The sequence below is a fragment of the Arthrobacter ginkgonis genome, assembly GCF_039540195.1.
In the GTDB taxonomy this organism is placed as follows: domain Bacteria; phylum Actinomycetota; class Actinomycetes; order Actinomycetales; family Micrococcaceae; genus Zafaria; species Zafaria ginkgonis.
The window spans coordinates 128,054-139,279 of record NZ_BAABEO010000011.1 but is presented as its reverse complement, the minus strand read 5'-3'; the positions used below and the strand labels follow the sequence as shown (position 1 = coordinate 139,279).

At 69.5% G+C, this 11,226-nt stretch carries 11 protein-coding genes; 4 read left to right on the top strand and 7 right to left on the bottom strand.

Annotated features, from left to right (window positions below):
• Positions 1–17: 17 nt before the first annotated feature.
• Positions 18–1,460 (bottom strand): aldehyde dehydrogenase family protein, encoded by a 1,443-nt coding sequence (locus ABD912_RS09170; RefSeq protein WP_345150218.1) that lies wholly within the window; start codon positions 1,458–1,460, stop codon positions 18–20.
• Between the two features lie 14 nt (positions 1,461–1,474).
• Positions 1,475–2,230, bottom strand: coding sequence for an SDR family NAD(P)-dependent oxidoreductase (locus tag ABD912_RS09165; protein ID WP_345150216.1), 756 nt, complete (start codon positions 2,228–2,230; stop codon positions 1,475–1,477).
• A gap of 218 nt (positions 2,231–2,448) precedes the next feature.
• Between ABD912_RS09165 and ABD912_RS09160 the strand changes: the two genes are divergently transcribed.
• Both ABD912_RS09160 and ABD912_RS09155 read left to right on the top strand, forming a co-directional pair.
• Complete coding sequence (locus tag ABD912_RS09160; protein WP_345150214.1) at positions 2,449–3,477, top strand: LysR family transcriptional regulator; 1,029 nt, start codon at positions 2,449–2,451, stop codon at positions 3,475–3,477.
• A gap of 97 nt (positions 3,478–3,574) precedes the next feature.
• Entirely contained in the window at positions 3,575–3,988 is a 414-nt protein-coding gene (locus tag ABD912_RS09155; protein WP_345150212.1) for a VOC family protein, read from the top strand.
• A 115-nt stretch (positions 3,989–4,103) separates the two neighbouring features.
• On the opposite strand, the gene ABD912_RS09150 is transcribed toward ABD912_RS09155, so the two are convergent.
• The 5 genes from ABD912_RS09150 to ABD912_RS09130 form a co-directional block, all read right to left on the bottom strand.
• Positions 4,104–5,078, bottom strand: a complete 975-nt coding sequence (locus tag ABD912_RS09150) for a PDR/VanB family oxidoreductase (RefSeq protein WP_345150211.1) — start codon at positions 5,076–5,078, stop codon at positions 4,104–4,106.
• Positions 5,071–6,126: an aromatic ring-hydroxylating dioxygenase subunit alpha gene (locus ABD912_RS09145; RefSeq protein WP_345150209.1), complete on the bottom strand. Its 1,056-nt coding sequence runs from the start codon at positions 6,124–6,126 to the stop codon at positions 5,071–5,073. The genes ABD912_RS09150 and ABD912_RS09145 overlap by 8 nt, the downstream gene beginning before the upstream one ends.
• Positions 6,127–6,174: 48 nt before the next feature.
• Positions 6,175–6,960 carry an SDR family NAD(P)-dependent oxidoreductase gene (locus ABD912_RS09140; protein WP_345150208.1) on the bottom strand — a complete coding sequence of 262 codons (786 nt, stop codon included), beginning with the start codon at positions 6,958–6,960 and terminating at the stop codon, positions 6,175–6,177.
• A 5-nt stretch (positions 6,961–6,965) separates the two neighbouring features.
• Entirely contained in the window at positions 6,966–7,397 is a 432-nt protein-coding gene (locus ABD912_RS09135; protein WP_345150206.1) for a VOC family protein, read from the bottom strand.
• 80 nt (positions 7,398–7,477) lie between these two features.
• Positions 7,478–8,989 carry an APC family permease gene (locus ABD912_RS09130; protein ID WP_345150204.1) on the bottom strand — a complete coding sequence of 504 codons (1,512 nt, stop codon included), beginning with the start codon at positions 8,987–8,989 and terminating at the stop codon, positions 7,478–7,480.
• Positions 8,990–9,228: 239 nt separating this feature from the next.
• On the opposite strand from ABD912_RS09130, the gene ABD912_RS09125 reads away from it, so the two are divergent.
• Positions 9,229–9,687 (top strand): Lrp/AsnC family transcriptional regulator, encoded by a 459-nt coding sequence (locus ABD912_RS09125; protein ID WP_345150202.1) that lies wholly within the window; start codon positions 9,229–9,231, stop codon positions 9,685–9,687.
• Positions 9,688–9,841: 154 nt separating this feature from the next.
• Positions 9,842–11,224 carry an aspartate aminotransferase family protein gene (locus ABD912_RS09120; RefSeq protein WP_425548039.1) on the top strand — a complete coding sequence of 461 codons (1,383 nt, stop codon included), beginning with the start codon at positions 9,842–9,844 and terminating at the stop codon, positions 11,222–11,224.
• Positions 11,225–11,226: the final 2 nt, after the last annotated feature.

The window sequence follows — 11,226 nt, the reverse complement described above, 5'->3', positions numbered from 1 at the left end:
CGTCGTTCGGTTTCCCCCTACAGCGCGACCGTGACCGACTTGGTGTGCGTGTAGTGGGCGAGTGCCTCGAGGCCCTTCTCCCGTCCGTAACCGCTCATCTTGAAGCCGCCGAACGGGGTCTCGATGGTCGGCCCCATCCAGACGTTGACGTAGACCTGGCCCGAGTCCAGCCGCCCGGCCAGGCGCAGCGCGCGGGAGACGTCCCGCGTCCACACGGCCGCGGCCAGGCCGTAGTCGGAATCGTTGGCGATCCGCACCGCCTCCTCCTCGTCGCCGAACGGGATCACGGCGAGCACCGGCCCGAAGATCTCCTCGCGGGCGATGCGCATCGAGTTGTCCACCCCGGTGTAGATGGTGGGAACCACGTAGTGGCCCCCGGCCAGCTCCGGGTCCGTGACCGGGACGCCGCCGTGCACCGCCACGGCGCCCTCGGCCTCGGCGATGGCGAAGTACTCCAGGACCTTGTCGCGCTGGACGGCGGTGGTCATGGGGCCCAGGTCGCTGCCCAGCCGCAGCTGCGCTGTCGCCGCGGCGAGCCGGGCGACGAACGCGTCGTGGATGCCGCGGTGCACCAGCAGCCGCGTCCCCGCGGTGCAGGCCTGGCCGGAGTTGGAGCTGAAGGCGCGCAGCGCCCCCTCGCAGGCCCTGTCCAGGTCCGCGTCCGGGAACACGATGTTCGCGGACTTCCCGCCCAGCTCCAGGGTCAGCGGCAGGATGCGGTCGGCCGCCGCCCGCCCGATCTCCCGGCCGGCGCGCACGGAGCCGGTAAAGGAGACCTTGCGCACCAGCGGGTGCTCCACCAGGGCGGCCCCCACGTCCGCGCCGGTGCCGGTCACCACATTGAGCACGCCGTCGGGCAGCCCTGCCTCGGTGGCCAGCCGCGCCAGTTCCATGGTGGTGGCCGAGGTGTACTCGGAGGGCTTGATGACCACGGTGTTCCCGGCCGCCAGCGCCGGCGCGGCGGACCGGGCGGACTGGCCCAGCGGGACGTTCCACGGGGTGATGACGCCGATGACGCCGTAGGGTTCGCGCACGGTGTAGGAGTGGTAGCCCCCGCCCAGGTCGATGGTCTCGCCCTGCAGGGCGTTGGCCAGCCCGCCGTAGTACTCGAAGTAGGCGGCGGTGGCGGCGATCTCGCCGGGAATCTTGTGCTCCGGATGCCCGGTCTCCCGCCGCTCCAGGTCCCCGAGTTCGGCGGCGTTGGCGCGGACGAGCGCGGCCAGGCGGTGCAGGATCCGTCCTCGCTCGGTGGCGCTCAGCGCGCGCCAGGGGCCTTGGGCGCGGTCGGCGGCGCGGACGGCGAGGTCGACGTCGGCCGCCCCGCCGAGCGCTACCCGCGACGCCTCGGCCGTGCCGAGCGGGCTGGTGACGGTCAGGTGGCCGTTGGCGGCGGCGGTGCGCGGTGTCCCGTCGATCCAGTGGTGGACGGAGACGGCGGCCAGTTCTTCGGTGATGCTCACGGTTCCTGTCCTTCCTAGGAGATACTGCGTCCGCCGTCGACCTCGAGGCACACTCCGGTGAGGAAGTTCGCGGGCTCGGAGGCGAGGTAGGCGATGGCGTTGGCGACGTCGCTGGTTTGGGTGGTGCGGGCCATGGGGATGCCGGCGACCAGCCGCTCGCGGTCCTGCGGGGCCAGGTCGGCGGTGCCGTAGATGCTCTTGACGAACCCCGTTTCGGCGATGGCCGGGCTGACGGCGTTCACGCGCACCTGCGGGGCGACCTCGGCGGCCAGGGCGCGGGTGAAGGCCTCGACGGCGGCCTTGGCCGAGTTGTACACGGTGCCGCCGGTGCGCGGGCGGCGCCCGGAGATCGAACCGACGTTGACGATCGAGGCCCCCTCCCGCCCGCGCAGCAGCGGCAGCGCGGCGCGGGAGGCCAGCACGGCGCTGCGGTAGTTCAGGTGGATGAGCCAGTCGATGTGCTCCAGGGAGGTGTCCTCCAGGTCGGCCTTGGGGGTGGGGCCTCCGGCGTTGTTGACCAGCACGTCCAGGCCGCCGTGCCGCTCGGCGAGGACGTCGAAGAACTCCTGGATGGACTCCGGGGAGGTCACATCCAGCCGGGCCGCCTCGGCCGAGGGCAGGGTGTCGGCCACGGCCTGGGCGCCGTCCAGGTTGATGTCGGAGACGACCACGTGGGCGCCCGCCTCGGCGAACGTGCGTGCCGTCGCCGAACCGAAACCGCCGGCCGCGCCGGTAACCACAACGATCTTGTCGTCGAACCTGATGTCCAAGGGGTGCTCCTTCTGTCGGGGATGCGCTGCTCCGGGCGCAGGGCTGGGTGCGGCCCGGGAGGGCGCGGGAGGTGGGGGTCGCGCCGGGGAGGCCTTCCGGAAGCGGGAATCCGCCGGTGCGATGCACCTCACACTAGGAAAGACGCTTGCATATGCCCAATAAAATTTGTGGAACGTTTGATAAGCCGCATTTATGGGTGGTCGCCTAGGGTTCAGGGATGAGCCACTACGACTTGGGAATGGTCCGGGCCTTCGTCCAGGTCTACGAGACCGGGAGCGTCCGTGAGGCGTCGGAAAACCTCTTCGTGACGCAGCCGGCGGTCAGCTATTCGCTCGGCAAGCTGCGCAGGATCTTCGGTGACGAGCTCTTCGTCCGGCGGGGACACCGGATGCATCCCACGGAGAAGGCCTCCGCCCTCTATCCGCGGCTGCGCCAGGCGCTGCAGTCGCTGGAGGACGTCATGGGGCAGGAGCCGGTGTTCGAGCCGGCGGTGTCCTCCCGCACCTTCACGCTGCAGCTGACCGACCTGGCGATCCACGGCCTTCTGCCCCGGATCCTGCGGGTGACGAAGCACTATGCGCCCCACCTCAGGATCCAGGTCCAGCCGCTGCAGCTGTCCAGGGTCGCCGACGACCTGTTCCACGAGCGGGCGGACGCGGCCATCTTCAGCGGTCCGCTTTCCGTCCCGGAGATCCGCCAGGACCTCCTGTTTGCGCAGGACTACGTGGGGGTGTGCTCGCCCCGGCACCCGCGGATCGGGACCCGGCCGGCGCTGGGGGAGTACCTGGCCGAGAAGCACGTGGTGTTCTCCCACGAATCGGGCCACGACGGGATCCCGCGCCGCGTCGAGGCCCTGGGCCACCGATTGGAGGTGGCGGTGGACGTGCCCAGCTTCATGGTGCTGCCCAACGTGCTGTCGGACACCCACTTCCTGGCCTACGCGCCGCGCATCACGGCGGAGAACTTCGAGGCCGAGGGCAAGGTGAGGACCTTCGAGCTGCCGTTTGAGGTCCCGCCCAGCGAGGCCTCGCTCTACACGCTGAAGCGGACGCCGGCGTCGCCCCCGCACGCGTGGCTGCGGCGCATCATCCGGTTCGCGCTCGCCGGCGGGACGCCGGAGCCGCAGGAGGGGCGGCCGCCGTTCCCGCCGTCGGACGTGTTCCTGGCCGACGACGACGGCTGGGCGGGTGCGGACCAGCCAAGTGCGGACCAGCCAAGTGTGGGCCAACTGGGCGCGGACGACTAGCTTCCCGTCACGTCCCGCGGCGGGGATGGGCGCTCTCCCCATTACCGCGGTTGCGGCGCAGAATGGGAGGTCCCGCCCCGTCCGAAAGGAAACCGCCATGACAGTGGCCCTGAACCCCTACCTCGGATTCCGAGACAACGCGCGCCAAGCCATGGAGTACTACCACCAGGTGTTCGGCGGTGAACTGACGCTGACCACCTTCGCCGATTTCCACGCCAGCGACGACCCGGCGGAAGCGGAGAAGATCATGCACGGCCACCTGGTTGCAGGCCCGCTGGTCCTCATGGGTTCCGACACCCCCAACTCCATGCCCTACACGGCCGGGAGCTCCATCTCGGTGTTGCTCTCCGGCGACGACGAGGCCGCGCTGCGCGGCCACTGGGAGAAGCTGGCGGAGGAGGGGACCGTGGACATGCCACTGGAGAAGGCCCCCTGGGGCGACACGTTCGGAATGCTCACGGACAAGTTCGGGATCTCCTGGATGGTCGACATCTCGGAAGCCCAGGACTGATCCCGCCGACCTGCAGGAACACGCGAAGGCCCGCCTCGGGGGCGGGCCTTCGCGTGTTGCGTCCGCGGGGTTCTGCTTGCGGGGTTCCTATTCGTTGGGTCCTCTTCGTTGGGTCCTAGAGGTCCAGCACCAGCCGCTTGGACAGGCACCGCGAAACGCAGATCATCATGGAGTTGCCGGCGGCCTTCTCCTCCGGGGTGAGCAGGTCGTCGCGGTGGTCCACGGTCCCGTCGATCACCGTGGTCTCGCACGTGCCGCAGATGCCCATCTCGCAGGAGGACGGCACGGCCACCCCCGCCTCGCGGACGGCGTCCAGCACTGACACTTCCGGGCCGACGGCGACGACGGTGCCGCTGGCGGCCAGCAGCACCTCGAAACCCTGCTCGTTCGCGGCTTCGAGGGCCAGCGGCGCGAAGCGCTCGAAGCGCAGGTTGCCCGCGCTCCCGGCGCCGTCCATCTCCCGGGCGAGGGCGTCGAGCAGCGGGGCCGGTCCACAGCAGTAGATCGGGCCGTTCAGCCCCGCGGCCGCCACCGGAGCCAGGGGAGGGTGGCCGTCCTGGTCCTGCGCGTACAGCTCCACGGTGCCGCCCGGGACGCCGTCGAGCTCGGACAGAAAGGCGAAGTGGCCGCGGCTGCGGGCGCCGTACACCAGGCGCCAGGCCGAGCCCCGGGCGGCGGCCTCGCGGATCATGGGCAGGATCGGGGTGATGCCGATCCCGCCGGCGACGAAGACGTAGGCGGGCGCCTCCTCGAGCGCGAAGTCGTTGCGCGGGGAGCCGAGCTTGAGCACGGTTCCGGCCCGCAGCTCGCGGTGCACCTCCTCGGAGCCGCCGCGGCCCTGCGGCTGGCGGAGCACCGCGATGCGGTATTCCGCCCGGTCCGCGGGGTCCCCGCACAGCGAGTACTGGCGGACCTTGCCCGAGGGCAGGTGGACGTCCACGTGCGCGCCGGGAGTCCACGCCGGCAGCGCGGAGCCGTCCTCGGCGGCCAGCCGGAAGGAGACGATGTCCTCGGCCTCCCATCGCGTGGCCAGGACGCGCACCTCGACCAGCCCGTCCGGGTGCGGCGTGGGATCGCTGGGCCTAGGCACGGCTGGCCTCCAGTTCGCGCGCGGACTCCACGCCCTGGTTCCGGTCCATCTGCTGGCCCCGGCGCATCAGCTCCAGGAAGCAGCGCCGGTAGTTCAGCGTGAACAGGTCCGCCGGCGCGGAGAACTCCTCCACCTCGCCGTCCCACGGAACCTCGCGCGGCTGCAGGTTCTCCACGATCGGAATGTCCTCCAGGTACACCATCTCCTCGACGCGCAGGTTCTCCTCGAGGTCGGCGCCGCTGTAATTGGCGGCATTGGCCACGCCCCAGAAGATCTTCACCTTCTCGTAGCTGACCGGAGACGGGAAGCCAGCCACCACGCGACGCCCGTACTTCTCGTAGTTGTAGGTGATGGAGGCCAGGCCCGGGGCGATGCAGTGGTAGTGCATCTCGCAGTCGCCGTCGTTGGCCCACTCGCCGGTGCCGGCGTTCAGCGGCCGGAACATCCACACGTCCAGTCCCTCCCGCTTGACGTCCAGCGGCTCCACGACCTCCGGCGTGGGGCCCATGGAGACCTTGTGCACGAACGGGAAGTGCGCCACGTCGCGGAAGTTCTCGATCGTCACGGCCACGCCGACGTTCGAGTCGATCGGGTTGGCGGCCAGCCACTCGAATTCCTCGCCGCGCCATTCCTCCGGGTCGTACATCTCTCGGATCGGGTCCTCAAGGACCGTCCACACGTGGGCGAACCGCTCGATCACCGGGTAGGTCTTCAGGCGCGCCTTCGGCGGGATCTTGCACTGGTCCTCGAGCGAGGGGACGCGCACGCAGGAGCCGTCCGTGCTGGAGAATTCCCACCCGTGATACGGGCAGCCGATCGAGGCCTGGTGCACCTCGCCGATGGACAGGTCGGCCCCGCGGTGGGGGCAGCGGCTGGACTGGACCACGGCCCGGCCCTCGCCGTCGCGGTAGACGACCAGGCTGGTGCCGAGCAGCGTCGCGCGCTGCGGGGTGTCCAGGTCCACGGATCGGGCCACGGGGAACCAGGAACGGCGCATGGCCCGCTCGGCCTGCTCCCGCTTGCTGGGGGTCGTCGCTGCAGTGTTCATGACTGTTTCTTCCTTAGGGGTGGTGCTTGGGTGTTGGGGGAGAGCGGCTCAGATGCCGACGAGCAGGGCCCCGCCGTTCACCGGCAGGGTCTGGCCCGTGATGAACCCGGCCTGGTCCGAGGCCAGGAAGCCGACAAGCGCGGCGATCTCGCCGGGTTCGGCGAGCCTGCCCAGCGGCACGGCGGCGGTTTCCACCTCGAGGTACTCGTCCGGGACCATACGGGTGCGCACGGCGCCCGGAGCGATGGCGTTCACCAGGATCCCCTCGCCGACCAGCTCCTGGGCCAAGGCCTTCATGAGCCCCAGCTGCGCGGCCTTGGAGACCATGTAGCCGTAGGAGTGCCCGTCGGGGACCTGGCCCCACTGGGAGGAGATGAACACGATCCGCCCCGAACCGCTGCGCGCCAGGTGCGGCCGGGCCGTCCGGGACAGCGCGTAGGGGGCCCGGACGTTGAGGGCGAAGTAGCGGTCCAGCTCCTCCGGGGAGGTCTCCTTGAGCCGGCGCCAGTCGTGCATGATGCCGGCGTTGTGGACCAGGATGTCCAGGCGGCCGAACCGCTCGAGGCAGGTGTCCACCACGAGCGCGTCCGCGCCCTCGGCGGTCAGGTCCGCGGCAAGGTGGTCGACCCGGCCGCCGACGTTCGCCAGCTCGGCCGCGGTTTCGGCCACGACGCCGTCACGGTCCACCAGCAGCACGGACGCGCCCTGGGCGGCCAAGCGCCGGGCATGGGCCCGGCCCATGCCGCGCGCGGCGCCGGTCACGATGGCCACCCGGCCGGTCAGGTCCTGCGAGGGGTCTTCCGCGGGGATGCCCGCTGCGTTGACGTTTCCCATGGCGGCTAGGCCTTCTGCGGTTCGGGAGCCCGGTGCGGTTCGGTGACGTAGAGCATGTTGCCGTCCGGGTCGAAGAACGGCCGGTAGCGGTACCAGGCCCCGCTGGGGTGCTGCCATTCGATGCGGGCGTCCACCCATTCGACCCGGCCCTCCAGGGCGGCCTCCGCCTCGTCGAGGTCGTCGACCTCGAACGCGACCGAATCGTAGCCGGGGGCGTTCTCCGCGTTGACCGCGGTGCGCCGGGGAGCGTGCTCGCCGGCCTCCGACTTGAACAGGTAGAGCGTGAGGTTGCCCAGGTCGATGGCGGCCCATTCCTCCTCCGGCGCGTACGGCAGGTGGAAGTCCAGGCCCAGGACTTCGGTGTAGAAGCGGGCCATCTTGTCCACGTCGGTGGTCAGGATGTCCATGTTGTCGATCCGCTTGAGCTTGAGGGACATTGTCTTTTCCTTGCGTTTCCTTGGATGGGTGTGGGGTTCCGCGGCGGGCGCCGCGGGGGATGAAGTGCGACGGCGGCGCGCTAGTTGCGCGCGTCCTGCGCGATGGGTTCGCGGGGCTCGTCTCCGTTGTTCACCGCAGCGCCGTTCGCCACCATGTCGGCCGTCTCGGGTTCGGCGGGTTCGCGCCACACGAAGGGCAGCTTGTCCTGGACCCGCCGGCGGTAGACGTACAGGGCGATCGAGAGGGAGAGCACCAGGACGCCGATGACCAGCTCGCGCGGTCCGCCGTAGCCGGTGATCTCCGAGCTCAGGGCGCCGATGACGATCAGGACGGCGTCGACCGCGGCGAGCACCGCGGCGACAGCCACCCAGTGGCGGCCCAGCCGGATCGGGCGGTGCGCGTTGGGGCGGTCGCGCCGCAGGTTGATGAACCCGGTGAGGGAGAGCACGTGGCAGATCAGGTAGCCGAGGATGCCGGCGACGATCACGGCCATCGCCTCGCCGACGAAGAGGATCAGCACCACGTTGATGACCAGGTCCAGGGTCATGGCACGGCCCGGGACCTTGAAGCGGTTGAGCTCCCCGAGCTGCCTGACCGTCAGTCCGCCCAGCGCGCTGCCGTGCAGGACGCGGCCGCCGTCGGCCGTGGTCATGACCATCAGCAGCAGGAGCCCGGCGATCAGGCACACGGTCATCAGGATGTCGCCGCCGGGGAAGAATCCGCCGAAGACGCCGATGTAGAAGGACACCGGATTGGCCGCGACGTCCGCCTGGTCGACGAGTCCGCCCAGGCCCAGGGGGACCAGCACGTAGACGGCGATGACGAAGATGCCCGCGACGCGCAGCGCCAGCCGGGTGTCGCGCACGGTGTTCTTGAACTCGGGGACGAAGGAAGCCACGGACTCGATGCCGTAGACGGACCAGGCCAGGACGAACATCCAGGCGATGGCCGTCTGCCACTGCGGGAAGCCGCTGTCGCCCATGCTCCAGTGCAGGTTGGCGATCGACCAGTCCGGCTGGGTGAAGGGGGCCAGTGCGAAGGTGACGATCGGGATCAGCACCAGCACGCCGGTGGCGTACATGATCCACATGGCCAGGCGCATGCCGAGCACGTTCATGGCCCAGCCCAGGACCAGGACACCGAGGGCGATGAGGTGGGGCAGGCCGATCTCCGCCGTGCCGGTGGAGATGGTCCACGTCTGGTCGGGGAACCACTGGGCCTGGACGAGCTGGCCGATCTGCAGGCCGTAGATCGCCAGCGAGCTGGACCAGGCGAACCAGTACCCGTAGGTGGCCAGCGGGCCGACCAGCACGGTGCGGGTCTTCCAGCCCTGGTGGGCGTACATGGAGATGCCGCCAACCTTGTCGGCAAACATGCCGGCCATCTCCGAATAGATGAAGTTCTGGAGGCAGGCGATGATGGCCACCGCCGCGAGCAGCGTCAGCGCGGCCCAGGCCCCGATGAAGCCGATGGCGTAGCCGAGGCTGATGAACAGCGCGGCGGGGATGGAGAGGCTGATGGTGAAGCCGTCCCACCAGCGCAGGGTCTTTTCGTAGGCGTGGTCGGTGGCGCCTGGGGGTGTCGAGGTCATTCGACGTCTCCTTCGGGAGAACAAGTGGGGAATGTAAGTCGAGTGGGATGGCAGACGCGCAGTGATCGGGGGCCGCAGGGATGTGCGCGTTGCTATGACGTAGGACACTACCAATGCGCAAACAGATAGACAAGCATTATTTTTCTGCGCAATGCGCATGCTTCGTCGCACATGAATGTTGCTATGCGCCATCCTCATGTCTATCCGGCGCGCCAAGCCGCCTCAGTAGACTGGCTGACATGGCGAAATACCAGATGGACGACCTCGACCGGGCGATCCTGCAGTCCCTGGAGGACGACGGCCGCAAGGCCATGCGGGAGATCGCCCGGGAACTCGGTACCGCGGAAGCGACGGTGCGGGCCCGCATCAAGCGGCTCCAGGAGTCCAACGTGCTGAGGATCGTGGCCTTCGTGGATCCCGACTCCGTGGGCGGGACGCAGCTGAGCCTGGTGTTCGTCGCCGTCGAACCCGCCCGCCACCAGTCGGTGGTCGACGCGCTGGTCGACCTGCCCGAGGTGACCTACGTGTCCACGCTCCTGGGTGCCCCGGACATCTGCATCGAGGTCCAATGCGGGGGTAACGCGGAGCTGTGGGCGTTCGTGAACGGGAAGGTTTCCGCCATTCCCGGCGTGGTGTCCGCCGAGCCGCGTCCGATCCTGCGGGTGCACAAGCTGCGCTACGGGGCGGCCACGTCGTAGCCGGTGCGAGATCCGTCGCCGATGGGGAAATCTACGGCGCTTTGCGTGGCCTCTTTCGGAATTTTTCACGAAATCGCTTGCCAGAAGGGCCGGGCTCGACGATATTGGGTGCGTTAGCGCATTCCAATAACGAGACCCAGAAGAGGCGATATGCGTGCCCCAGCTGACGACTTCCACCACCCCGGGCGGCGTTAGGACCGCAGCCCGCGAGCATCTGTGGATGCATTTCACGCCCCAGCCCGCCACCGACGCCGAGACCCCGGTGATCGTGCGCGGCGACGGCGCCTACATCTTCGACGACCAGGGGCGCCGGTACCTGGACGGGCTGGCCGGGCTGTTCGTCGTGCAGGCCGGACACGGCCGCACGGAACTGGCCGAGGTCATGGCGCGGCAGGCCTCCGAGCTGGCGTTCTTCCCGGTCTGGGGCTACGCCAACGCCCCGGCGGCCGAACTCGCCGCCCGGCTGGCCGGCCTGGCGCCGGGGGACCTGAACAAGGTGTTCTTCACCAACAGCGGCAGCGAGGCCGTCGAATCGGCCTGGAAGCTGGCCAAGCAGTACTTCCGCGCCACCGGCCGCCCGCAGAAGCACAAGGTGCTCTCCCGCACGACGGCCTACCACGGGACGACCCACGGAGCCCTCTCGATCACCGGCATCCCGGACCTGAAGCGCGACTTCGAGCCGCTGGTGCCCTCCACCCACCGGATCCCCAACACCAACTTCTACCGCGCGCCCCAGCACGGGGACGACCTGGAGGCCTTCGGCCTCTGGGCGGCCAACGAGATCGAGGGCATGATCCTGGCCGAGGGGCCGGAGACCGTGGCCGCGGTGTTCCTGGAACCGGTCCAGAACGCCGGCGGCTGCTTCCCGCCGCCGCCCGGGTACTTCCGGCGCGTGCGGGAGATCTGCGACCAGTACGACGTCCTGCTGGTGTCCGACGAGGTCATCTGCGCCTTCGGCCGGCTGGGGACCTACTTCGGCGCGGACAAGTTCGGGTACGTCCCGGACATCATCACCTGCGCCAAGGGCCTGACCAGCGGCTACGTTCCGATGGGCGCCATGGTCGCCTCCGACCGGCTGTTCGACGGCATCGCCGGACGGGGTGAGTTCTTCAAGCACGGCTACACCTTCGGCGGACACCCTGTCGGTGCCGCCGTCGCGCTGGCCAACCTGGACATCTTCGAGCGCGAGGGCCTGAACGCCCGCGTCCTCGAGCACGAGGCCGCCTTCCGGGCCACGCTGGAAAAGCTGCTGGACCTGCCGATCGTCGGCGACGTGCGCGGCAACGGCTACTTCTACGGGATCGAACTGGTCAAGGACAAGGCCACCAAGGAGAGCTTCACCCCGGAGGAGAGCCAGCGCATCCTCAAGTCCTTCCTGTCCAAGCGGCTCTTCGAGAACGGGCTGTATTGCCGGGCCGACGACCGCGGCGACCCGGTCATCCAGCTCTCGCCGCCGCTGATCATCGGCCAGACGGAGTTCGACGAGATGGAACAGATCCTGCGCGACGCGCTCACGGCCGCGTACGAACTGCTCTAGTT

Coding starts and splice junctions, on each gene's coding strand:
- ABD912_RS09160 (WP_345150214.1), top strand. CDS start 2,449: ATGAGCCACTACGACTTGGGAATGGTCCGGGCCTTCGTCCAGGTCTAC.
- ABD912_RS09155 (WP_345150212.1), top strand. CDS start 3,575: ATGACAGTGGCCCTGAACCCCTACCTCGGATTCCGAGACAACGCGCGC.
- ABD912_RS09145 (WP_345150209.1), bottom strand. CDS start 6,126: ATGAACACTGCAGCGACGACCCCCAGCAAGCGGGAGCAGGCCGAGCGG.
- ABD912_RS09140 (WP_345150208.1), bottom strand. CDS start 6,960: ATGGGAAACGTCAACGCAGCGGGCATCCCCGCGGAAGACCCCTCGCAG.
- ABD912_RS09135 (WP_345150206.1), bottom strand. CDS start 7,397: ATGTCCCTCAAGCTCAAGCGGATCGACAACATGGACATCCTGACCACC.
- ABD912_RS09130 (WP_345150204.1), bottom strand. CDS start 8,989: ATGACCTCGACACCCCCAGGCGCCACCGACCACGCCTACGAAAAGACC.
- ABD912_RS09125 (WP_345150202.1), top strand. CDS start 9,229: ATGGCGAAATACCAGATGGACGACCTCGACCGGGCGATCCTGCAGTCC.